This window comes from Paenibacillus sp. YAE3 (assembly GCF_057546105.1).
Genome location: NZ_BAAIYF010000002.1, coordinates 405,379 through 426,921, shown reverse-complemented (window position 1 = coordinate 426,921; position 21,543 = coordinate 405,379). Strand labels below are relative to the sequence as shown.

The 21,543-nt window shown below is 54.3% G+C and carries 21 protein-coding genes, 1 pseudogene and 1 riboswitch; of the genes and pseudogenes, 12 read left to right on the top strand and 10 right to left on the bottom strand.

Going from position 1 to position 21,543, the window contains the following annotated elements; genetic code table 11:
• The first annotated feature begins 9 nt into the window (after positions 1–9).
• The 6 genes from AC27KL_RS04775 (at position 10) to AC27KL_RS04750 (ending at position 5,200) form a co-directional block, all read left to right on the top strand.
• Positions 10–651 (top strand): DUF1266 domain-containing protein, encoded by a 642-nt coding sequence (locus AC27KL_RS04775; protein WP_487169022.1) that lies wholly within the window; start codon positions 10–12, stop codon positions 649–651.
• 262 nt (positions 652–913) lie between these two features.
• Positions 914–2,434, top strand: a complete 1,521-nt coding sequence (gene adh / locus AC27KL_RS04770; RefSeq protein WP_487169021.1) for an aldehyde dehydrogenase — start codon at positions 914–916, stop codon at positions 2,432–2,434.
• Between the two features lie 16 nt (positions 2,435–2,450).
• Positions 2,451–2,828 (top strand): DUF779 domain-containing protein, encoded by a 378-nt coding sequence (locus AC27KL_RS04765; RefSeq protein WP_339324385.1) that lies wholly within the window; start codon positions 2,451–2,453, stop codon positions 2,826–2,828.
• A 287-nt stretch (positions 2,829–3,115) separates the two neighbouring features.
• A complete protein-coding gene (locus AC27KL_RS04760; protein WP_487169020.1) occupies positions 3,116–3,439 on the top strand; it encodes a hypothetical protein in 324 nt (107 codons plus the stop codon).
• Positions 3,440–3,734: 295 nt separating this feature from the next.
• Positions 3,735–4,715, top strand: a complete 981-nt coding sequence (locus AC27KL_RS04755) for a phosphotransferase (protein ID WP_487169019.1) — start codon at positions 3,735–3,737, stop codon at positions 4,713–4,715.
• A gap of 80 nt (positions 4,716–4,795) precedes the next feature.
• Positions 4,796–5,200, top strand: a complete 405-nt coding sequence (locus tag AC27KL_RS04750; protein WP_487169018.1) for an RDD family protein — start codon at positions 4,796–4,798, stop codon at positions 5,198–5,200.
• A gap of 446 nt (positions 5,201–5,646) precedes the next feature.
• Here the strand turns inward: AC27KL_RS04750 and AC27KL_RS04745 are convergent, their stop codons facing one another.
• On the bottom strand, positions 5,647–6,504 hold the full coding sequence (locus AC27KL_RS04745) for an SDR family oxidoreductase (RefSeq protein WP_487169017.1): 858 nt from the start codon (positions 6,502–6,504) through the stop codon (positions 5,647–5,649).
• A 108-nt stretch (positions 6,505–6,612) separates the two neighbouring features.
• The gene (locus AC27KL_RS04740) at positions 6,613–7,032 is read right to left on the bottom strand and encodes an Rrf2 family transcriptional regulator (RefSeq protein ID WP_339324390.1); all 420 of its coding nucleotides are present in this window, start codon (positions 7,030–7,032) and stop codon (positions 6,613–6,615) included.
• Positions 7,033–7,271: 239 nt separating this feature from the next.
• Here AC27KL_RS04740 and AC27KL_RS04735 point away from each other — a divergent pair, with 239 nt between their 5' ends.
• The 5 genes from AC27KL_RS04735 (at position 7,272) to AC27KL_RS04715 (ending at position 11,407) form a co-directional block, all read left to right on the top strand.
• Positions 7,272–8,183, top strand: coding sequence for an AraC family transcriptional regulator (locus AC27KL_RS04735; protein ID WP_487169144.1), 912 nt, complete (start codon positions 7,272–7,274; stop codon positions 8,181–8,183).
• Between the two features lie 49 nt (positions 8,184–8,232).
• Positions 8,233–8,823, top strand: coding sequence for a GNAT family N-acetyltransferase (locus AC27KL_RS04730; protein WP_487169016.1), 591 nt, complete (start codon positions 8,233–8,235; stop codon positions 8,821–8,823).
• Positions 8,824–8,862: 39 nt separating this feature from the next.
• Positions 8,863–8,943: riboswitch (ZMP/ZTP riboswitch) on the top strand.
• Positions 8,944–9,006: 63 nt separating this feature from the next.
• Positions 9,007–9,861, top strand: a complete 855-nt coding sequence (locus AC27KL_RS04725; RefSeq protein WP_487169015.1) for a bifunctional 5,10-methylenetetrahydrofolate dehydrogenase/5,10-methenyltetrahydrofolate cyclohydrolase — start codon at positions 9,007–9,009, stop codon at positions 9,859–9,861.
• A 3-nt stretch (positions 9,862–9,864) separates the two neighbouring features.
• The gene (locus tag AC27KL_RS04720; protein ID WP_487169014.1) at positions 9,865–10,503 is read left to right on the top strand and encodes a cyclodeaminase/cyclohydrolase family protein; all 639 of its coding nucleotides are present in this window, start codon (positions 9,865–9,867) and stop codon (positions 10,501–10,503) included.
• A 292-nt stretch (positions 10,504–10,795) separates the two neighbouring features.
• Positions 10,796–11,407 carry a histidine phosphatase family protein gene (locus tag AC27KL_RS04715; protein ID WP_487169013.1) on the top strand — a complete coding sequence of 204 codons (612 nt, stop codon included), beginning with the start codon at positions 10,796–10,798 and terminating at the stop codon, positions 11,405–11,407.
• Between the two features lie 574 nt (positions 11,408–11,981).
• Here the strand turns inward: AC27KL_RS04715 and AC27KL_RS04710 are convergent.
• From AC27KL_RS04710 to AC27KL_RS04680, 7 genes and pseudogenes are all read right to left on the bottom strand, one after another.
• Positions 11,982–12,659 (bottom strand): methylthioribulose 1-phosphate dehydratase, encoded by a 678-nt coding sequence (locus tag AC27KL_RS04710; RefSeq protein WP_487169012.1) that lies wholly within the window; start codon positions 12,657–12,659, stop codon positions 11,982–11,984.
• Between the two features lie 3 nt (positions 12,660–12,662).
• Complete coding sequence (locus tag AC27KL_RS04705; protein WP_339324396.1) at positions 12,663–13,340, bottom strand: 2-hydroxy-3-keto-5-methylthiopentenyl-1-phosphate phosphatase; 678 nt, start codon at positions 13,338–13,340, stop codon at positions 12,663–12,665.
• Between the two features lie 6 nt (positions 13,341–13,346).
• Positions 13,347–14,561, bottom strand: a pseudogene (locus tag AC27KL_RS04700) (2,3-diketo-5-methylthiopentyl-1-phosphate enolase); the annotation flags it as partial.
• On the bottom strand, positions 14,558–15,418 hold the full coding sequence (gene proC / locus AC27KL_RS04695) for a pyrroline-5-carboxylate reductase (protein WP_339324398.1): 861 nt from the start codon (positions 15,416–15,418) through the stop codon (positions 14,558–14,560). The gene proC and the pseudogene AC27KL_RS04700, both read right to left, overlap by 4 nt.
• Before the next feature lie 56 nt (positions 15,419–15,474).
• The gene (locus tag AC27KL_RS04690; RefSeq protein WP_487169011.1) at positions 15,475–16,722 is read right to left on the bottom strand and encodes a glutamate-5-semialdehyde dehydrogenase; all 1,248 of its coding nucleotides are present in this window, start codon (positions 16,720–16,722) and stop codon (positions 15,475–15,477) included.
• A gap of 88 nt (positions 16,723–16,810) precedes the next feature.
• The gene (gene proB, locus AC27KL_RS04685) at positions 16,811–17,914 is read right to left on the bottom strand and encodes a glutamate 5-kinase (protein ID WP_339325105.1); all 1,104 of its coding nucleotides are present in this window, start codon (positions 17,912–17,914) and stop codon (positions 16,811–16,813) included.
• A 388-nt stretch (positions 17,915–18,302) separates the two neighbouring features.
• Positions 18,303–19,511, bottom strand: coding sequence for an aminotransferase class I/II-fold pyridoxal phosphate-dependent enzyme (locus tag AC27KL_RS04680; RefSeq protein ID WP_487169010.1), 1,209 nt, complete (start codon positions 19,509–19,511; stop codon positions 18,303–18,305).
• 193 nt (positions 19,512–19,704) lie between these two features.
• On the opposite strand from AC27KL_RS04680, the gene AC27KL_RS04675 reads away from it, so the two are divergent.
• Positions 19,705–20,556, top strand: coding sequence for a carbon-nitrogen family hydrolase (locus AC27KL_RS04675; RefSeq protein WP_487169009.1), 852 nt, complete (start codon positions 19,705–19,707; stop codon positions 20,554–20,556).
• 49 nt (positions 20,557–20,605) lie between these two features.
• On the opposite strand, the gene AC27KL_RS04670 is transcribed toward AC27KL_RS04675, so the two are convergent.
• On the bottom strand, positions 20,606–21,520 hold the full coding sequence (locus tag AC27KL_RS04670; protein ID WP_036715031.1) for a LysR family transcriptional regulator: 915 nt from the start codon (positions 21,518–21,520) through the stop codon (positions 20,606–20,608).
• Between the last annotated feature and the right edge of the window lie 23 nt (positions 21,521–21,543).

The window sequence follows — 21,543 nt, the reverse complement described above, 5'->3', positions numbered from 1 at the left end:
GGAATCGGCTTGCAGCAGACGATGGAGCTTGCCGGGGCTTTGCAGCCCTATGTCGATGCAATGACGGCGCTGTGCATCGAAGGGCGTTATGCCGACTATCACGTTCAAAACCCGAACAGGGTGTTTTCCAAAACAACGGATACCCGCAATACGTTAAAATTATGGAACATCGAAAATGCGGACGGATTAAAAGAAGCGCTGGAGTGGTTTTTGGCGGAAGGAATGAGGAAAGAGTTCGCGGATCTGGGCGGGACATTGTCCGTGCTGAAGGATGAAAAGCGGGCCGGATATATCGAGGAAACGCAGGACCCGGTCCTCCGGCATAAGCTGTCCGTCGCTAACCAATATTTGGGGCGGCTGCCTGCCGGGGGGATCGCGGCGTACGATTGCAGCTGGGGCGTGTTTATCAGCTGTGCCGCTAGGAAAATGGTTTATTTGACCGAACAGGAGCGGTGGGATTATGTCGCCCGATTCGTCGCGCTTGCGAAAGAAAACTATTCGGACTGGAACGATTACATGGCGGGTTTTGCGGCCGGGGCCGCCTATGCTTTCGGGCAAAAAAGAAGCAGCTATATCTCGGACAATCAAGCCGTTTTCGCGAAGCTGCTGCGGTCGCGCTTTAGCCCGTTCCGGAAAGTGCAGCTGAACTAAGCGATAAAAGAATCCGTACCCCTTGAGAAGCGGTCTCTTGCAGTGCAAAGAGACGTAAACATCGAGGGGCGGGTTCTTTTTTTGTCACGGGCCGAACTCTATGAAACCGCATAGCGAACCATATTACATAAAGTTTTCTCTATAAAACAGGACTAGATTGGAAAATATCGCCATATACATGATGTTGGACATGCTCGGTGATCCATTTTACGAGTCTGGGCTGCATGGCAGCCACATTTTTATTAGAGGAGGCTGTTTGGATATGGTATATGCTGAACCGGGACAAAACGGATCGAAGGTCACGTTTAAAAAACGCTACGACAATTATATTGGGGGCAGATGGGTTCCTCCCGTTCAAGGCCAATATTTTGAAAACGTTTCGCCGGTCAACAACCGGGTGTTTTGCGAGGTTGCCCGTTCGACGGCGGAAGACATCGAGCTGGCGCTCGACGCTGCGCATGAAGCAAAAACGGCTTGGGGACGGACTTCCGCTTCTGAGCGTGCGAATATGTTAAACCGGATCGCGGACCGGATCGAAGACAACCTCGAGCTGCTTGCGGTGGCCGAAACATGGGATAACGGCAAACCGGTCCGGGAGACGCTGGCAGCGGATTTGCCGCTTGCGATCGATCATTTCCGTTATTTTGCCGGCTGTATTCGGGCACAGGAAGGAACGCTCAGCCAAATCGACGATGATACGGTGGCCTATCATTTCCATGAGCCGCTCGGGGTCGTCGGGCAAATCATCCCGTGGAATTTTCCGCTGCTGATGGCGACTTGGAAGCTTGCGCCCGCGCTTGCGGCAGGCAACTGCGTGGTGCTGAAACCGGCGGAGCAAACGCCAGCTTCGATCATGGTGCTTATGGAGCTGATCGGGGACCTGATCCCGCCGGGCGTCGTCAACGTCGTGAACGGGTTCGGGCTTGAAGCGGGCAAACCGCTTGCATCGAACAGCAGAATCGCCAAGGTTGCTTTTACCGGCGAAACGACGACAGGGCGGCTGATCATGCAGTATGCCTCGCAAAACCTCATCCCGGTGACGCTGGAACTCGGCGGCAAATCGCCGAATATTTTCTTTGAAGACGTCATGGACAAGGACGATGCTTTCTTCGATAAAGCGCTTGAGGGCTTTACGTTGTTCGCGCTGAATCAAGGGGAAGTTTGTACCTGTCCGTCCCGCGCATTGATTCAGGAATCCATTTACGATGCATTCATGGAGCGGGCGCTGAGGCGAGTCGCCTCGATCAAACAAGGCCATCCGCTGGATCCGGCGACCATGATCGGCGCGCAGGTCTCTACCGAACAAATGGAGAAAATTCTCAGCTACATCGACATCGGCAGGCAGGAAGGCGCGGAGTGCCTGATTGGCGGCGGCAGAGCTTCGATCCCTGGGGAGCTTTCGGACGGGTACTATATCCAGCCGACGGTTTTGAAAGGGCAAAACAACATGAGGATTTTCCAGGAGGAAATTTTCGGACCGGTCGTCGCCGTGACGACGTTCAGGGATCGGGAAGAAGCGCTTGCGATCGCAAACGATACGCTTTATGGGCTTGGCGCAGGCGTTTGGACGCGAGACGTCAACACCGCGTACCGGGTCGGACGCGAAATTCAGGCCGGCCGCGTCTGGACGAATTGTTATCATGCGTATCCGGCTCATGCGGCGTTTGGAGGTTATAAGTCGTCCGGCATCGGCCGAGAAAACCATCGGATGATGCTGTCCCATTATCAGCAGACGAAAAACCTGTTAGTCAGTTACAGCCCGAAAGCGCTCGGATTGTTCTAAGCCTGAGGAGCCGCAGATGACGCAAGGGGACAGCGAAGTTCGCAAGGTCGTTGCGACGGAGGCCGCATTGGAACTGATTGAACGGCTTCGCTCGAAACACGGGCCGGTCATGTTCCATCAATCGGGGGGATGCTGCGACGGAAGTTCCCCGATGTGCTTTCCATTAGGCGAATTTATCGTCGGCGACAGCGACGTGCTGATGGGAGAGATCGGGGGTGCTCCTTTTTACATGAGCAAGGCCCAATACGAGTATTGGAAATTTACGCAGCTCATCATTGACGTGGTTCCGGGCCGCGGCGGCATGTTTTCGCTGGAAGGACCGGAGGGGCAAAGATTTCTGACCCGCTCCCGCGTTTTTACCGAAGAGGAGCAGCGAAAATTGAAGCTTTTGTAAAACGGCATCAAAGCTTGCAAAGCGCTTGCAATCCATGACCGGATCCAAGAGGACGAGCGGTCGACAAGAGCGGTTTTCTATGATATGGTTACCGGTAGATAAGGCATTTCGTTCCATGGAACGAAATGCCTTATCCCATATTCGGTTTTAAATGACATTAAATGTATAAAGGGCGGTGATGTGATGGTGCTCGTGCTTCCCCAGCTACGGGGGGCGAAATCCGTAGTCGAATAGACGATTGATTTTGGAGAGCATAAATGACCAATGATAAGAGGAGAGTTGTTAAAATGAAAACATGTTTTCAAGCTCTGCAGCGCACGCCAATGAATCGGACGGGCCTCAAACGTCTACGGAACTCGGGACGGCTGCCCGCGAACGTTTTCGGTTCGGGTGCAAATCATGTCCATATCCACCTGTCCGCAAGGGAATTCGCAAGATGGATCCGAAGCGGGGGAGACGGGATTGTCGAGCTGAATCTTGAAAATCATGGACCTATAACCGTCCTTCTGGAAGCGGTGCAGCGCGATCCGGTCACGCGGGAATACATTCACGCCGATTTCATCCGCGTCAAGGAAGACGACCAAGCGCAGACGCAAGTCAACGCCGGGTAGGCCTCATTTGGTCCTGTCCCGGTTGGGGTTTTTTGAATATAGCAGCACAAGAAGGCCTTCCGTACCGGGGGGCCTTTTTTAAAGAGCTGGAACAAGTCTTGGGGGGATGTGGAGATGACGTGGGCAACGATCAGAGGCGATGCTCAAATTTTGAAAAAGGCAACTGCCGCCGGAGCTCTTGGCCCGGATCGTTCAACTATAACCGTTTTCTCCCGCCTGCCGGCAAAAAGGCTGTGTTAATCTAATGGTATGACTACCGGTTACCTGAACCGGATCACAAACCGAGGAGATGGACATGTACAATCGACCAACAGCTTTACGCTCCGTATTGGCTCCCGAATATTTGGAGCATTGCTTGAGCCGCCTATATGATATCGGGCCGTGGAAGCAATGCCTGTTCTGGTTAAGAGGTTTGAATGACACTTACCGGATCGAAACTCCCGACGGGTTTTATATTTTGCGCGTGTACCGTTCCGAGGTCAGTGAAAGCGACGTGAACTTTGAAGTATCTCTACTAACCGAACTCCAGGGAATGATGGATGCGACAACCAATGCATCAGAGCCTATCCCGAAAAACGATTCCACTTTGTATACTGTTTTGGATACGCCGGAGGGGGAGCGGATCGCGGTCATTTTTCGTTATTTGAAAGGCATTGAACATCCGCTTGATGACGAGGCATCCTGTTACGCCTTCGGCAAATCGGCCGCCGCCTTGCATACCGCCATGGACCGGGTAACCATCGAGCAGCCGCGGTTTGAGTTGGATACCGATTTTCTTATTCAACAACCGTTAAAACGGATTTGCGAATACATAGGGATAGAACATCAAGCCGTTCCTTTTTTGCGGGAATTTGCCGTTTCATTGCAACAACGCATCGAAACTGCGGCTGCATCCGGTTTGGATTGGGGGCTGTGCCACGGCGACATGCACGGCAACAATAACGCCTTTCTAGAAGGAGAGCAATTCACCCATTATGATTTCGAGTGGGCTGCAAAGGGGTGGAGGGCGTATGATCTTGCGCAGGTGAAGGCAAGGAAACGCCAGTCGCCGGAAAAGCAAGATGCCTTATGGAATTCGCTGATGAGAGGATACCGATCGGTCAGGCATTTCTCAGCCGAAGACGAACGAGCCATCGAGTTGTTTATCATGGCAAGGCGGTTTTGGGTGATGGGATTGGATGTCGCCTTTATCCATCAGGATACGGGGGCCCTTGATTATGGCGAAGGATGGCTTAACGGCTTTCTTGAGGAATTCCGTCACGCGGATCATCGGTAAAATATCCGGCAACGATTAACGGATGCTTACATATGCTTAAAAGAATGATTCAATCAAACCGTTAAGGAGCGAGCTAAGTTATGCAAGCGGGATTTTGGATTAGGCTCGGAGCGATGTTGTTGGATGCCCTCATCGTCGGATTGCCTTTGGTCATCCTTTCTTTGCTGATTACCGGCGGAAGACCCAATGAAGAATATGTAACCAATATATTGTCCTTTTTGTATTCGTTGCTGGTGCCTGTTTTTTGGGGCGGATATACGGTGGGTAAGCGGATTTGCGGCATCAAAATTAGAAAAGTGCAGGACTATTCTCCGCCCGGGATCGGAACCATGCTGCTGCGCCATGTCGTTGGAGGCATCATCTACGGCCTGACGTTTGGGATCGGCACGATCATTAGCGCGTTCATGGTTGCGCTGCGGGAAGATAAGCGATCGATTCACGATTTTATTGCCGGGACGGAAGTCGTGCATGATGAGTTTTCGTAGACGGATCATTTTGATTGGCCGTGCAATGTACCGATCAAGAATCCATAGCGGGCAAATATGCGGCCGACGACATGATGACAACGCTGGACGTTTCCTTGAAAAACATCGATCTTTATTTTACACCAATCCGGATTATGTGGTGGAAAAGGGCTTATAATCGGCCCTTCTCCAATTTCTCAATTAAGGTGGGAAGGTCCATTCCAAGATTCTTGCGTTCCTCCTGATCTCGAACATAAATAGGGGGTATTTTGAACATTGGATAAGGTTTCCCAAAAGTCGCTACGCATCCACAATGAGGACAAGAAGAAGGTGGAGATGTTATCTTCACCTGTATTTGTAAGTCATGCTCGCTTTCCAATATACCGTAAATTTTTAAACGAGATAGATTGAGTATGTCCATTGCGATACCTTCTGTCTTACAAAAAAATGGGCTGCATGTCCATGACTTAGCCTTGCAAGGCTTTTATGACGATCTCTTTAATAGGCGTTTGAAATCCAATTAGCTTTTGTAAATCATCGGTCGTTCTTGCCATTTTCCCCTCTGCAATTGTGTTATAGATAAAAGCCGTGGTTTCAGCAAAAGATTCCGGCATACCTGCTCGAACGAGTATGTTCTTCTCTTCTTCGAAGGAAACCGATTGATGGACAACACGTTTCCCAGAAACTTCGGAAAGAATTTCAGCCAAATCATCAAAGCTCCAAGGATAATTGGAAACAAGGTTGTATTCCTTGTTCTCATGTCCATCCTCTGTCAGAACTGTGGCGGCAGCAAGAGCCAGATCACTACGGCTAACCGAATTCACTTTTCCCTTATTGGCATTCGTAATGATCGCCCCGTTTTCTACGTTTGCTTTTAGTGATGGATTGACAAAAAACTCTGTATAACCGCCGTTACGCAAGAAGGTGTATGGAATATTCGTCGTGCGAATCGCATACTCCGTAGCCATATGAACGAGAGCGAATGGATTGTCCTCGGCAAAAGCAAAGCCGGTATAGGCAATTTGCTTAATACCTGCATCTCGGGCGGCTTTTACGACATTGGCATGTTGGACGACACGTAATGGATCATCAGTCTCTGAACTTGAGATAAACAGTAGTTTGGTTCCGTCAACAAATGCATTGTGAAGAGATTCTGGGTTATTATAATCTCCCTGACGGACTTCAATGCCAAACTCCACAAGCGCAGAGGCTTTTTCGAGATTGCGTGCGACTGCAACAATTTGATTTGTCGGAACCTTTTTGAGCAAATGTTGAATAACGAGACCTCCAAGTTGACCTGTTGCTCCTGTAACAATAATCTTCATGGGCTGATTTTCCTTTCGTTATTTATCTATAATCAAGTTATAATCAAAATTGTTATAATGACTTTGATTATAACGAGATCAAAAAAAATGGCTCAGTAAAACACCATTCTATTTGCCCAATTCTGTAACTATTTGTCTCAATGAAACCTGAGCTAACCTCTGTTCCATTGCTGATTGAGCCGCTCTCATTTCTGACCGTAGAACAGCTACGATATTTTTTCCTATCGGACAATTTGGATCTGGTTCTGCATGTATATTGAACAACTCACCATTGTCAATAACTTCCACTGCATTGTATACGTCCAGCAACGTGATCTCTTCCAAGTTCTTCAGCAAAAATGCTCCTCCCACTCCTGGGCGTACATCAAGCAGTCCTGCTTTTTTGAGTTTGGCAAGAATATTGCGAATGATAACTGGATTGGTCTTTACGCTCGCTGCAATGAAATCCCCAGTACAAAGCGAGGGGCTTAAATGTATCAAACAGAGAACATGAACTGCAACCGAGAAACGACTGCTTAATTTTTTCATTTGTTTCACCCTCTTGTTATAACCATTATAGTTATACCGGATTCAAAATTCAATAACTTGTAGATCAGTCCACCACAAGTTCCGATTTTATCATACAACTACAAAAAAGTGGCTCCTGATTTTTTTCTGAAAAAAGATGCCCAAAGCGTTCCTGCCCCGAAGATTCGGTACTCCGAAGGGCTTGTCATCGTGTATAATTTTGGTAACAGATTCCGGAAAAGGCGGGGAACCCGAGCGTGATGAACGAGGAATACAAGCACAGGATCGATTCGGTGATCCGATATATCGAAGAAAACGGCAGCCAAAAATTGACGCTGGAAGATCTGGCCCGTGCCGCGAATTTTTCAAAATACCATTTCTCCCGCATTTTTACGGCCATGACGGGCGTAACGCCGGTGGCGTTTTTGAATCGGAAGAGGCTGGAGAAGTCGGTGCGTCTGCTGAGGGAAACGAATATGACGGTGTTGGCGATCGCGGGCGAATGCGGGTTCGAGTCGCTGTCGGCATATCACGCGCTGTTCAAAAAGCACTACGGAACAACGCCCAACGAGGTGCGGAAGGCACGAACCCAATACAGCAATATTTCGCAATGGGCAAGCAATATGCAGGAGGAGACCGCGTCCGGAACGGCCTACAATGAAAACCGTAAGAGATCATTGCTAGGAAGGACGTGGGATCGGATGATCGCCATAAAAGAATTAACCCCCCTTAACGTCGCATATGTCCGCCATGTGGGAAGTTATCTCGACACGGGCGCCGCATGGGACAAACTTGGCCGTTGGGCCTTCGAACGGGGAATCACGCCGCCAAGCCAGCAGTTTATCGGCATTTCGCTGGATGATGCCGGGCTGGTGGACGAATACTCCTGCCGGTATGACGCTTGCGTCACGTTGCCCGAAGATTGGACGCCGGATTCCGCGGACCCGCAGGTGCAGTTTAAGTCGCTGTCCGGGGGCACGTATGCGGTGTACCCTTTTTATGACACCGTCGATAAATTCGTGTTGGCGTATCAAAACGTCTTCGGCCTTTGGCTGCCGAACAGCGGCTATGAACCCGACGACCGGCCATGCCTGGAATTTTGCCAGAACGATCCTGCGCGGGATGCGGAGGGAAAATGCAGGGTGGACTTGTACGTGCCGATCAAAAAATAAAATTTAAAGACATTGCAAGGCAGAACGCCTGCAGCTTGGAGGAATGAAAATGAATTTCGAGGCGGCATTCGGCCGGTTTCCCGTGATCGCGTCAGACAGGCTCGTGTTAGGCAAAATCGGAGAGGAGCATTTGGAGGAACTGTTTGAAATCTATCACAATGACAACGTGTTTACATACTGCGGCATCATTCCGAAGCATAACAAAAATACGGTCAAGTCCATGATCGGACATTTCGAACGGGATTTCCTCAAAAAAAGCCGGATCAAATGGGGCATTTTTGCGGTGGAGGAACCCGGCAAGCTGCTCGGCATCATCGAAGCGTTCGATTGGAACCAGAAGGTCAATTCGCTCTCCGTGGGTTATTTTCTGGCGGAACGGCATTATGGAAAAGGCATTGCGACGGAAGCGCTGCAAATACTCACCCGTTTTTTGTTCGAGGAGGCCCTCGTTAACCGGATTCAGGCCGAAGTGATGCCGCCGAACGAAGCTTCCAAAAGGGTGCTTGCCAAAAACGGCTTCCGGAAAGAAGGGTTGCTGAGACAAGCAACGTTATGGTCCGGAAAAGGGGTCGTCGATCTTGAAATTTACGGCAAATTGAAGGAAGACGCCGCGAAAGAACCCGGATGGGCAAAAATATGACGTATCAACGCCGATTTTGTGCTATACTAGAGATAACTTCAAGCCGTGTGTGACTGGCGTAACGTGGGGAACCACGAGGGAGCACATGGATCATAACAGCCGTACGCCTGGGCGAAAGTATTTGGAGGGGATTCCTTTCCGAATGCTTTTTTTTGTTTGAAACCAAAATCGGAGGCGACAGAAATGAGCATGCTGCTAAAAACGAAACCGCTGGCGAGCGAGGTGTCGGAATCGATCATCGAAGAGGTGAACCGCTTCAAGGCAAAAGGGATTCACCCCCGGCTGTCTGTCATTTTGGTAGAAGGCGATCCGGCATCGGCATATTACGCGAAAGCCAAAGAGAAAAAAGCCCAACAGCTGGGCATCGCGTTCGACCTGATTTCGTTTACGCCGGAGGTGAGCGAGCAGCGCCTGCTGGACGAAATCGAAAAATTGAACCAAGATCCGGCCGTGCACGGCATCATGCTGGAGCTGCCGCTCCCCAAACATATCCGCCTGCAAACCTGCTGCGACGCCATTGCACCGGAAAAAGACGTCGACGGCATTTCATCGGCGAACAAGCTGGCCTGCATGACGGGGGCAACCGGCATTTATCCGGCGACGCCGCAGGCATGCATTCGGATCGTGAAACATTTCGGGTTTTCGCTGCAAGGGAAAAACGTGGTGCTGGTCGGGCACGGGGAAACCGTCGGAAGACCTTTGATGCAGATGCTGCTCCGCGAAAACGCGACCGTCACCGTTTGCCATTATTACACGCAAAATCTCGCCAAACATATCGCGGGCGCGGATATTTTGATGACCGCCACCGGCTGCGCCGGGCTGATTACGGCCGATATGCTGCATCCCGAGCTGGTCGTGATCGATGCCGGCATTTCCGAAACGCCGAGCGGCATCGTGGGAGACGCGGTTCCCGAAGCAGTGGAAGCGGCCAAAGCGGTAACGCCTGTACCGGGCGGGGTGGGGACGTTAACGACCGTTCTGTTGTTCGAAAATTTGTTGCATGCCATCCGGCTGCAGCAGCCATCGAAAGAGGTGTAGCGCATGAACGGACAGAATCACGTATTTGATCAGCCGATCCGCGAATTTTTGCATTCGGCCGCTTCCAGTGCGCCGACGCCGGGCGGGGGAAGCGTTGCGGCATTGGCTGCGGCCCTGGGGGCGTCCATGGGCTCCATGGTGGCGAACATTACGAGCGGACCGAAGTTTGAGCAGGTGCGGGAACAAATGGCGGAAATCGTGAAGCTGATGCAGGACGCAATGACCGAAGCCGAAACCTTTTTGAAAAAGGACATCGAATCCTTTAACGGTTACATGGCCGCGCTTGGGCTCCCCAAAGCATCGGAGGAGGAAAAGCGGCAGCGCTCCATCGCTTTGCAGCAAGCGGCGGTGCAGGCGGCTTCCGTGCCCCTGCATCTCATGAAACGTTGCCTGGAAGTCATGGCCGCCTTGGCATCGGTCACCGAACAAGTCAATAAAAACGTCATTTCCGATCTCGGCATCGCCTTGTTCATGCTCGACGCGGCGGTTCAATCGGCTTGGATCACCGTCGAGATTAATCTTGGCAGCATCAAGGATGCCGGCGTGCGAGCCACGTTCCAGGACACGGGGGCGGAGCTTTCGGCGCGGTCGGCGGAGCTGAAAAATCAAGTGTTGGAGCGGATCCGGGAGAGGCTGGCGTAACCGATCGATCGCAGGCTTGCGGGAGCAGGTCGTTGCTCGAATCCATCCGGAAGCCAAGCTGCCGCGGCCCACTAGCTTGAAGCGGCGTGCCGGCCCTGGTAACGAGGCTTGAACGTGCATTGCCGGGAGGCTGTACTGGGAAGCTGCTAGCGCACCGGCATAGCGAAAACGGACCGAAACAAGGAATTTTCGAAATTTCGTGCTTGAGGATGGCAAAAAAACGGGATATTCCACATACGTTTAGTTAAGACGTCTCATGGCGCACGGAATTCAATCGACAGGTGGTTCGTCAATGGGCACAACTTTTTTTCTGGTACGGCATGCCATAAAAGAAAAAGCCGTCGGGGACGTTCCGCTCACCCCTAAGGGCGTGCTGCAAGCTCAAGCGACGGCCGGCCGTTTTTGCCATTTGCCAATCTCAGCCGTCTATTCCAGCCCGCTTCGAAGGGCGCAAGAGACCGCAGGATGCATTGCCCAAGCGACAGCATCGGCCGTCCGCGTGGACAGTCGTTTGAGGGAGCGCGCGAATTGGGGGGATTTGCCCGGACAAAGTTTTGAAGCGTTTGTCGCCATGTGGGAGCGGTGTACGCGTGATCCGGAATATTTGCCGCCCGTCGGGGATTCGGCGAAGCAAGCGGGGGAGCGGTTAAACTCCTTATTATCGGAACTGGCCGCGGAGCACGCCGCTGAAAGTCAAATTGTATTGGTCACGCATGGAGGGCTGATCACCGACTTTTTGGTGCATGCCTTTTCCGAAGAAGCTTTGGAGGTTTGGCATCCGAATTTCGCTGCCGTCCAAAGCGAGTTGATTCCCGAATGCTCCATTACGACGCTTATATATGAATGCGGGACTTATGCCATCGCGGACTTTGCATCCGTCGATCATTTGAAATCAGTCCGCTAACTTAAAATCGGCGATATTTAACAACCGGCAATCCGCCGGTGTTTTTGTTTTTGAACAGGAAAAATAGCGGTCGGACCCGGAAGTTACTATGAATCGGTCTTGAATGAAAATATGTACGTAAATCGCAAGGTTGGTTGGGCATTAAAAATTCTTACAGATTGGCAAAAGCGTTCAACGGGCAAATCGCCTGCTAAAAGAGATTTAATATACGGACATCAAAGGGGACGAACCGAACCGCCGGGAAGTCCCTTTTTTCTTACTCGGCAGGGGGCTAACGGTGGCCTGAGTTTATGGTTCATGTCAGTAAAAGAGGCGTTTCCAAGCTTAGACCAGCATGAGGCCAACAGGTCAAGGAGTTGAGCGCTGCCGAAGACAAGGGGTCGCTGACCGAAGCGCAGATGCAAGGAAATCCGGAATAGCGATGATGGCGCTGGAAATGGACTTAGCGGTTTTATAGAAAAAACCGTCCCGACATGAACCGATGAGTAGCGGCCGGGGCAAGGGCACTTTTGTTCAAAGTGTCCGTCTTTCGGGCCACGGTTCACGAGGCGGGACGGTTTTCTTCATTTCGCTGTCAACGGCGGCCGTCGGCGTTGACCTGAGGCACGCTGTTTTTCAGCAGGATGCTGCGGTACAAATATTCGAAAATGAATTCAAACGCTTCCAGATGTTTTTTCGCTTCAAACGCGTTTTGCCCCCAGGCGTAGATGCCGTGGTTGCGCAGCAGAATGCCAGGCACGTTCGGGTTCAGCACGTCTTCGACGCGTTCGGCGATCGACGGAATATGGGCGAAGTTGGGCAGCACCGGGATGGAAATGGCCGCGTTTTCCTCCCAAATGTTAAAAGCCTTGATCAATTCGATGCCTTGGGCCGGCACTGCGCCTTGATCGCCGAACCATTCGCTGATCAGGTTGTTGAAAACCGTGTGGACGTGAAACACGGCGCCGCAACCGGTCAGGCGGTAAATTTCGCAGTGGATCTGGGTTTCCGCGCTGGGCTTCAGTCTGGTCGTTTCGGCGGCCCGGCCGCTTTTGTCCACGAACAGGAAGTCCTCCGGCGTGCTTACGGATTTGTCTTTGCCGCTGGCGGTGATTGCAAAATAAAACTGCTCCGGATCGAATTCGCCGACGCGGACGGACAGATTGCCGCTGGTTCCCGGAAACCAGTTTTTGGCCGCGAACTGCTGCTTGATTTGCCGGAGCTCGTCCAGCGCTTGCTGTTTATGCTCCAGGCTGATGTTCGCAAACGTCATAAATTACCGCACCCCCTGTTGTCGTTTCTGCTTCATATCGTTCATGATATCGAAAAAGTCTTGGAATGGTACGTGCTTGACGCCGAGCTCGGCGCACTTGTCGGTCAGGATGGAGCGGGAGTACACCAAATCGGCGATTTTGGCTCCTTCGAAATCCGTCAGGCTGTCCCCGATCAGAATCCGTTCGTACCGGTCCTCCGGAAAACGGCGCATGACCGTCGTCTTGCACATGCCGCAGCCGTTCCGGCACGGCTCCTGGCATGGATGCGGCCACAATATTTCGATATGGTCCCCGCTGAAGTCCGCACTGTTGCAGAAAATATGGCCGCTTGGGATGTCGAACGGCGCCAGCAGCGGGTCGATGAAAAAATCCATGCCGCCGCTGGTGACGTAAAAATCGATGCCTTCCTGCTTCACGTAGCCGAGAAACTCGCGAAATCCTTCGCGGATGCCTGCGCGGCTCACGACGAAATCGACGATTTCTTCCTTTTTGCCGGAAGGGAGGAGGGCAAACATGGCACCGACGCCTTCGCGCAGTGAAATTTCTTGGTTGACGGTCCGCTGCATGATCGCCTCATAGCCTTCGGGCTTGAACTCTTTCATGATGGCGACGATGTTGTCCGAAAGGGTAATCGTCCCGTCGAAATCGCAAAAAATGACGGTTTTTTTGCCTGATTTCATCGTTCTCCCCCCCCAAGCTTCAAGGGCTGCCTTCAGCTCGGGATGGCCGTCTTCCGCGTAATCGGCCAGGCGAACGGAACGCTGCGCGGCTTCGATCGCCTGCACGAAAGCGCGTCCGCCGGCTTCGGTCCCCATCGGATGCCCGTGAATGCCGCCGCCGGCATTGACCACGACGTCCTGGCCGAAGTCGCGCAAAATGAGCGGGACGAGTCCCGGATGGATGCCCGCGGAAGGCACCGGCATGCTCGCTTTGACCGGCAGCCCGTCCGTCAGCAGTTCGTCGCGGATCGCCATGTTTTCTTCGCGCGGCATCGTCACCGACCCGTAAGGCGAAGGGAACAGGACCAGGTCCGCGCCGGCCAGGCGCATCAATTGCCCGAGCAGCACCGAGGCGGAAATGCCGTAGTGGGGAGAAGGATAAAAAGCGCCGGCCAAGGCCGGATGCGCGGCAATCGGCACGGTAATTTCCGGATCGGAACTCAGCTCATGCAGGACGTCGTATCCATACGACAGCACGTTGAAAAGGAGAGCGTTGGCGCCGGCGTTGATCGCTTTAAGCGCCTGGGATTTGAGGTTTGAGGTATGGCCCGTCAAATTGGCGGCGTACAGCAGTTTTTTGCCCGTCGCGCGGCTGGCTTCCTCTGCGGCTTTCAGGCAGACCTCGACACGTTTTTCGATCGGCGTCAGTTCGTTTTCAAACAGGATTTCGTCGTCCTTGATCAGGTCGACGCCGCCGAGGGCCTGCTTGACGAATTGGTCCCGGAGCTCGTTCATGTCGAGCCCAATGACGGATTTGAAAATGCTCATGAGCAGCGGGCGGTCGTGAACGCCCAGCAAATCGCGAATGCCCCCAATGCCGAACTTCGGACCGGGGAAGGCCGAGAGATATTCGTCCGAAAACCCGAGACGGTTCAGCTTGATCCGCCCGTCCATCGAGATTTTGCCGAAAACGGTGACGAGCAGCGCCGGAATGTCCTTGCTGAAGTTGACGTCCGGATAGGCGATCGTTACGTCGGCGTAACGTTCACCCGGTTTTGCGCCTTCCGGTTCATGGACTTTGACGTTCAGCACCTGGCCGAGATGTTTTTGCATCGACTCGCGTTTGGCTTGCGGAAGCTCCGTCCAGCTGCCGACGGTCATGCCGACGGCGATGGACTCTGCTTTTTTGCGAAAATCCGCTTTGTCGTCGTACAAGCGGTATGTGGCCGTGCAATAACTCATGAAATTCCCTCCTTCAATGCAGCTCCCATTTCCCTTGAACGTTCCGCGCAGCGGGCGACCGCAGCGATGACCGTCTCGAAGAAGTCGCCTTTATCGAGGACTTCCAGCGCGGCTTGCGTCGAGCCGTTCGGCGAGGTGACCTTTGCTCTCAATGCGGCCGGTTCTTCGCCGGTCACCTGCACCATGCGGGCGGCGCCAAGCACGGTCTGCACTGTCAGTTCGCGGCATTGCTGAGGCGTAAGCCCTCCGCGGATGCCGGCGGCCATCATCGCTTCCATCATGTAATAGATGTAGGCCGGTCCGCTGCCTGAAATCCCGGTCAGAATTTCGAGTTTTTCTTCTTCGACGATCGTGACGGTGCCGACCGCGCCGAACAGCGTCATGACGGTTTGGCGCTGCTTGTCGGTGATTTCCTTGGAGTAGGCGATGCCCGTCGACCCGAGGCCGATGGAGCTGGACGTATTCGGCATCGTGCGGGCCACCGGCTGTTTGCGGCCTAGCAAATCCTGCATGGTGCGGATCGTAAGACCCGCGATGACCGATACGATCAGCGTGTCGTCGGAGAGCAGCGGCCCCAATTGTTTAAGCGCCTCCGCCGCGTCCTTCGGTTTCATCGCAAGGACGATAACCGGCGCATTTTGCAATATCCGGGGCAGCGCCTCCGCATCGTTGCTGACATTCACGCCGTATTTCTGCTGAAGCTCATCCAGGCGGCGGGTATTGCTGCGGTTAAGCATCGTAATGTCGGCAGCCTGCACCACCGATTTGTGGATCAGCCCCCGGACGATGGCTTCGGCCATCGATCCGGCGCCGTAAAAGGTAATAGGTTCCGCGATCATCGCTTGCTGTTGACTCATGTTATATCATCCTCCCTGCGGTGTATCGAATGGGCAGCCGGACCAAAGCCGCGGGATTAGCCGCGAATTTGGCCGCTGCCGTGAATGACGTATTTCGTTGAAGTCAGCGCAGGAAGTCCCATCGGACCGCGGGCATGCAGCTTTTGCGTGCTGATGCCGATTTCCGCGCCGAAGCCGAATTCGAAGCCGTCCGTAAAGCGGGTGGACGCATTGTGGTAAACCGCCGCCGCGTCAACCTCCTGCAAAAACCGGCGGGCATGTTCTTCGTTTTCCGTCACGATGCATTCGGAATGCTTGGTGCCGTAACGGGAAATGTGGTCCATCGCCTCATCGAGCGTATCCACCGTTTTGATGTTCAAAATATAGTCGTTATATTCGGTGGCAAAATCCTGTTCCGTTGCGGGCACGGCCCACGGCACCAGCTTCAGCGTTCGTTCGCAGCCGCGGATTTCCACGCCCGCTTGCCGCAGCGCCTCCGCGAGAGGGGCCAGCCGATCGGCAGCAAAGCGGCTGTTGACCAGCAGCGTCTCCATTGAATTGCAGACGGAAGGGCGCTGGACTTTGGCATTGATGGCGATGGCTTCGGCCATGGCGCCGTCGGCCGTTTCATCGATATAAGTATGGCAGATGCCTGCCCCGGTCTCAATGACCGGAACGGTGGCGTTTTCCACGACATTGCGGATCAGCGCCTGCCCGCCGCGCGGAATGATGACGTCAAGCAGCCCATTCAGCTTCAGCATCTCGTCGACCGAGGAACGGTCCGCGCTTTCGATCAATTGGATGGCATCCGCGGGCAGCGCCGAAGCGTCCAGAGCTTCGTGAAGCACCTCCACGATTTTGCGGTTGGACGACAAAGCCGACGAACCTCCGCGAAGAACGACCGTATTGCCCGCTTTCAGGCACAGGCCGGCGGCGTCGACGGTCACGTTCGGACGCGCTTCGTATATGATGCCGATCACTCCGAGAGGGACGCGGAGCTTGGAAATGTTCAGCCCGTTCGGGCGTTCGAAATCGTCCAGCACGTCGCCGATGGGATCGGGAAGCGATATGATTTGCTCCAGGCCTTCGGCAATCGCTTCGATCCGCTGCGGATTGAGCGCCAACCGGTCGAGCAGGGAAGCGGAGATTCCCTGGGCTTGGCCGCGTTCCAGGTCTTCCCGGTTGGCGGCGATGATGTCTTCCTGGCGCCGGCGAAGGGCGTCGGCCATCATCTGAAGGGCCTCGTTTTTCTGCTGCGTGGTCATCCGGTTTAATGCCGCTGCGGCGGCACGCGCTTTTCCGGCCTTTAATTTGACTTCACTCATGAAACATCCTCCTTATTTAAAGTAATGGAATACGCAAAACGGGCTATGACACTTGTCGGCCGCGATTCATGGTACCAAACGGATAAGGCTATTTTAAAGTGATCCATTCGTCCCTGTGGATCACTTCGAGACGATGGACCATATCCAGCGTTTGAATGACTTCGGCGCTGCTCATCCCTTGGATGCGGCGCAGCTGTTCGTCGTCGTAATTGACGATGCCCCGTCCAAGCACGGTGCCTTCGAGGCTGAGCACTTCCACGACGTCCCCCGCCTGAAAATGCCCTTCGACGACCTTGATGCCCACCGGCAGCAGGCTGTGGCCGCCGCTCACGAGCGCCTGTTCGGCCCCGGGATCGACCCGGAGGGTGCCGAGCGGTGTCGACATGAACCCGAGCCATTGTTTTTTCACCGGCAGCGAGTGGAGGGTCGTATCGAAATACGTTCCTTTGCCGCTTCCCGCCACCGCCTGCCGCAAATCCCCGCGGGAATCCACCTTGCCGACGAAGACGGGAACGCCGCCGCGCATGGCGATTTTGGCCGCATCCACTTTGGAGCGCATTCCGCCCGTTCCGACGGAAGAACCGGCTCCTCCGGCGATGGCGTAGATCTCTTCGGTAATTTCCTCGATATGATCGAACCGGACCGCATTCGGATGTTTGCGCGGATCGCCGGTATACAGGCCGTCCATATCGGTGAGGATGAGAAGGTTTTGGGCTTTGACCAAATTGGCTACGAGAGCCGATAACGTGTCGTTGTCGCCGAACTTCAGCTCATCCACCGAAACGGTGTCGTTTTCGTTGATGATCGGGATCGATCCTTGCTTCAGTAGTTCCTCGATCGTCATGCCGGCATTGTTCATCCGCTTCCGGTTGCCGAAGTCGGTACGCGTGAGCAGGATTTGCGCCGTCGTGATGCCATGGGCGGCAAATGCCTCCTGGTAGGCCTGCATCAGCAGCGCCTGACCGACCGCGGCGGCGGCTTGCTTTTCGTGCAGGAGTTTGGGGCGGAATTGATAACCGATGGCCCGAAACCCGGCGGCCACTGCCCCGGAAGTCACCAGCAGCACTTCGGCGCCTTCCTTTTTCAAAGCTGCAATTTCGTTCGCAAAAAACGCGACGGCATCCCGGTTGAGTCCGCCTTCGGCGGACGTCAGCGAGCTGCTTCCTATTTTGACGACGACGCGCGTCGACATCATTCATCACTTCCATTTCATTAATTTCGCATCAGGCGCCGGAAACATACCAATGTAAAGTCGCGAAGTCGATGGAGAATGCAAAAAAGACTTTCGTCCTTGATTGCAAAGGACGAAAGTCTGAACTTCCGCGGTACCACCTTTATTGATGACATAAATCATCCGGCTTTAAGCCCTGTAACAGAAGGCACTGTCCCGCAGGGGATGCGGGCCGTTCAGGGGTAGGTTTCGGAGGGCACCCGGGTAAATTCTTTCAGCCGCTGGAATTTACTCTCTGTTTGCGCGGATGGTTCCTCTTACTGGTCCCGTCGTCACGTTTCATTGGTATGGAAAACCCGTTATTTCCACTTAGAATACCACGGAAATGGCAGGTTTGCAAAATAAAGATTTATGCGAACAGGCCCAGCCCGCCGATGCGCCGGGCGGCTTCCCGCAGCCTGTCCTCGGATGTGAGCAGTCCGACGCGCACGTAGCCCTCGCCGTGATCGCCGAAGCCGATGCCGGGCGCGACGGCAACCTTGGCTCGTTCGAGCAGAAGATCGGCAAACGAAGCCGACGTATGCCCTTGGGGCACCGGCAGCCAACTGAAGAAGGAGCCGCTTGGTTTCTCTGCTTCCCAGCCGATTTCGGCGAGCCCTGCGAAGAAAGCATCCCTGCGGGATTCGTAACGCTGCACCAGATCGCGGACGCATTCCTGGGAAGCCGTCAAGGCTTCGGCAGCCGCAACCTGAATGCCGCCGAAAAGGCTGACGTAGATATGGTCCTGAAGTTGGTTGATCATCGAGACGACTTCGCGGTTGCCGAGGGCAAAGCCGACGCGCCAGCCGGCCATATTGTACGTTTTGGAAAGGGTGTAAAACTCGATGCCGACCTCTTTGGCGCCGGGCGCCTGAAGGAAACTGACCGGCCGCCGGCCGTCGAAGCCGATGGCGCCGTACGCGAAGTCGCTGGCGACGACGATGCCGTTTTCCGCGGCGAATTTGACCGTATCCTCGTAAAACGACAACGGCGCCGTGGCGGAAGTCGGATTGTTCGGATAATTCAAGAACATCAGCTTGGCCCGGCGACGGACGGACTCGGCGATGCCGGCGTAGTCCGGCAGGAAGGCATGGTCTTTTCGGAGCGGCATGAAGGACATTTCGGCCTTCGCAAGGGCGACTCCGGACCAGTAATCCGGATAGCCGGGATCGGGAACCAGGCAGAGGTCCCCCGGATTAAGCAAGATTTGCGGGAGCTGCACGAGGCCGGTTTTGCCTCCGAACAAAATGGCGACTTCCGTTTCGGGATCGAGCGCGACGCCGTAATCCTCGAAATAGCGTTTGGCGATCGCTTCTTTTAAAAAGCCGTATCCCGTAAAGGGGGAGTATTTATGATATACAGGGTTTGCCGCCGCTTCCTGCAGCGCTTGGACGACATGGGGCGGTGTCGGCGTGTCCGGGTTGCCCTGTCCCAAGTTTATGACGTCATGCCCCGCGGAAATTTCGCGGTTCACCTTTTGCACGAGCGTGGCGAAAAATTGCGTCGGCAGCTGCGTCATCACGTCCGCCGGTTGGATATGAAAAGCCGATCGATATTGCGCGGGGTCTGTCGATTTCATCGTATGATCACTCCGGTTTCCAGCATCGAATAGAATAGATTTAATCTAACATGATTTATCCGGGCTGTATAGAGGGAATAGCCATCCTGCACCTGCCCTTGATGAATCGCTCCGCTGCATTTATGATGGAAGACAACGCAGGCGGGGAAGCTCTCCCGCCCTAATCCTAACGCGGAGGGCAAGGAGGAGAAACATGACACATACAGGAAAAACATTGGCCGTGGCGCTCATCCAAGCCGACATCGAAATCGGCCGCCCGCAGGCCAATAAGGCTCACTTGGGGGACTTGATGGAGAAGGCGGTTCAAGGCGATCCGAAGCCGGACCTGCTGGTGCTGCCGGAGATGTGGAATACCGGGTACGCGCTGGAGCAAATACAGGAGATCGCCGATCCGGGCGGGGAGGACACGAGGGAATGGCTGTCGTCTTTTGCAAGGAAACACGGGGTCATGATCGTCGGGGGTTCCGCAGCCGTCAAGATCGAAGACCGCATTTACAACACGATGTACGCATTTGACCGGACCGGACGGCAGATTGGGGAATATTCGAAGCTGCACCTGTTCCGCCTGATGGACGAGGAGAAACATTTGACCGCGGGAAGCGAGCTCGTGAAGCTGGAGCTTGAAGGCCTGACGGCCGGCGCATCGATCTGCTATGACATCCGTTTTCCGGAGCTGGCCCGGAGCCTGGCGCTTGACGGCGCCAAAATGCTGATCGTGCCGGCGGAATGGCCGCATCCCCGCCTTCGCCACTGGCGTACGCTTTTGGCGGCGCGGGCGATCGAAAACCAAATGTACGTCGTCGCCTGCAACCGGGTGGGCAGCAGCCGGGGCACCGACTTTTTCGGCCATTCGCTGATCATCGATCCTTGGGGCGAAATCGTCGCCGAGGGCGGCGAGACGGAGGAGATCGTCACGGGCTGCGTTTCGCCGGAGCTGGTGGACGAGGTACGGGGACGGATTCCGGTATTCGCGGATCGGCGGCCCGAGATGTACGCGGATAGAAAACAGGGGGCGGACATCGACCAAGGTTCGCAGCCGCAATAAATAAAAAAGGAACGAGCCTTTTGAAACGTTCATCAGGCCCGTTCCTTTTTTATTTGACCAATTCCCGCATCGTTTCCCGGAATGTCTCGATAAATGCTTCAGCCGCTTTGGACAGATAACGTCCGCGCCGGTAGGCGATCACCAGCGTCCGGCTTGGGACGGGCTCCGCGAGCGGAAGGTACACCGGAACGAATTCGCTTCTCGACGATCGGGAAATAAACCTTGGCACCAGCGTGATGCCCATCCCGGTCGCGACCAGCGACTGGATCGTTTCCATGTTGCTGCTTTCGAACACCACCTTCGGCTCGAACCCGGCTTGCTGGCACAGGTCGAAGGTGATTTTGCGGAAACCCTGGCCTTTTTTCAGCACGATAAACGATTCCTCGCTTAATTCCTCGATGCGCACGGGGAGAGGTTTGCCGTGATTCGTCCTTTCCGCCAGAGGATGCCCCTCAGGCACCGCAAGGTCGATGTCCTCCTCTCCGATGACCTCATAAGCAAGGGAAGGCTCCTGAAGCGGCAGCGCAAGCAGGCTCAGGTCGGTTTTGCCGCCGGCGGTAAGCTTCTCGAGATTCATGGATGAATCCTCGAGCAGCGTGATTTCGATTTCGGGATACTTTCGCTTGAACGAAGGAAGGACATGGGGCAGCAAATGCGCGCCGGTAATCGGCATGCTGCCCACGACCACCTTGCCGCCCCGCAGCTGCGAAATGTCCGACATTTCCTGGCGAAGCAGCTCCACCGCGTCCATGATCTTTTGCGCTTGTTCCATAAATGAAGCTCCCGCATGCGTCAGCTCGACCGTGCTTGTGTTCCGCTGAAAAAGCAGCACGCCGAGTTCCTTTTCCAGCTTGGACAGCTGCTGGCTGAGGGAAGGCTGGGCGATGTGCAGCTTTTCGGCCGCCCGCGAAAAATTGCGCTCCGCCGCGATCTGCAATGCGTATTGAAGTTGTCTCAGTTCCATGTTCACCGGTCCCATCGTCTTTT

Coding starts and splice junctions, on each gene's coding strand:
- adh (WP_487169021.1), top strand. CDS start 914: ATGGTATATGCTGAACCGGGACAAAACGGATCGAAGGTCACGTTTAAA.
- AC27KL_RS04765 (WP_339324385.1), top strand. CDS start 2,451: ATGACGCAAGGGGACAGCGAAGTTCGCAAGGTCGTTGCGACGGAGGCC.
- AC27KL_RS04760 (WP_487169020.1), top strand. CDS start 3,116: ATGAAAACATGTTTTCAAGCTCTGCAGCGCACGCCAATGAATCGGACG.
- AC27KL_RS04755 (WP_487169019.1), top strand. CDS start 3,735: ATGTACAATCGACCAACAGCTTTACGCTCCGTATTGGCTCCCGAATAT.
- AC27KL_RS04750 (WP_487169018.1), top strand. CDS start 4,796: ATGCAAGCGGGATTTTGGATTAGGCTCGGAGCGATGTTGTTGGATGCC.
- AC27KL_RS04745 (WP_487169017.1), bottom strand. CDS start 6,504: ATGAAGATTATTGTTACAGGAGCAACAGGTCAACTTGGAGGTCTCGTT.
- AC27KL_RS04740 (WP_339324390.1), bottom strand. CDS start 7,032: ATGAAAAAATTAAGCAGTCGTTTCTCGGTTGCAGTTCATGTTCTCTGT.
- AC27KL_RS04735 (WP_487169144.1), top strand. CDS start 7,272: ATGAACGAGGAATACAAGCACAGGATCGATTCGGTGATCCGATATATC.
- AC27KL_RS04730 (WP_487169016.1), top strand. CDS start 8,233: ATGAATTTCGAGGCGGCATTCGGCCGGTTTCCCGTGATCGCGTCAGAC.
- AC27KL_RS04725 (WP_487169015.1), top strand. CDS start 9,007: ATGAGCATGCTGCTAAAAACGAAACCGCTGGCGAGCGAGGTGTCGGAA.
- AC27KL_RS04720 (WP_487169014.1), top strand. CDS start 9,865: ATGAACGGACAGAATCACGTATTTGATCAGCCGATCCGCGAATTTTTG.
- AC27KL_RS04715 (WP_487169013.1), top strand. CDS start 10,796: ATGGGCACAACTTTTTTTCTGGTACGGCATGCCATAAAAGAAAAAGCC.
- AC27KL_RS04710 (WP_487169012.1), bottom strand. CDS start 12,659: ATGACGTTTGCGAACATCAGCCTGGAGCATAAACAGCAAGCGCTGGAC.
- AC27KL_RS04705 (WP_339324396.1), bottom strand. CDS start 13,340: ATGAAATCAGGCAAAAAAACCGTCATTTTTTGCGATTTCGACGGGACG.
- proC (WP_339324398.1), bottom strand. CDS start 15,418: ATGAGTCAACAGCAAGCGATGATCGCGGAACCTATTACCTTTTACGGC.
- AC27KL_RS04690 (WP_487169011.1), bottom strand. CDS start 16,722: ATGAGTGAAGTCAAATTAAAGGCCGGAAAAGCGCGTGCCGCCGCAGCG.
- proB (WP_339325105.1), bottom strand. CDS start 17,914: ATGTCGACGCGCGTCGTCGTCAAAATAGGAAGCAGCTCGCTGACGTCC.
- AC27KL_RS04680 (WP_487169010.1), bottom strand. CDS start 19,511: ATGAAATCGACAGACCCCGCGCAATATCGATCGGCTTTTCATATCCAA.
- AC27KL_RS04675 (WP_487169009.1), top strand. CDS start 19,705: ATGACACATACAGGAAAAACATTGGCCGTGGCGCTCATCCAAGCCGAC.
- AC27KL_RS04670 (WP_036715031.1), bottom strand. CDS start 21,520: ATGGAACTGAGACAACTTCAATACGCATTGCAGATCGCGGCGGAGCGC.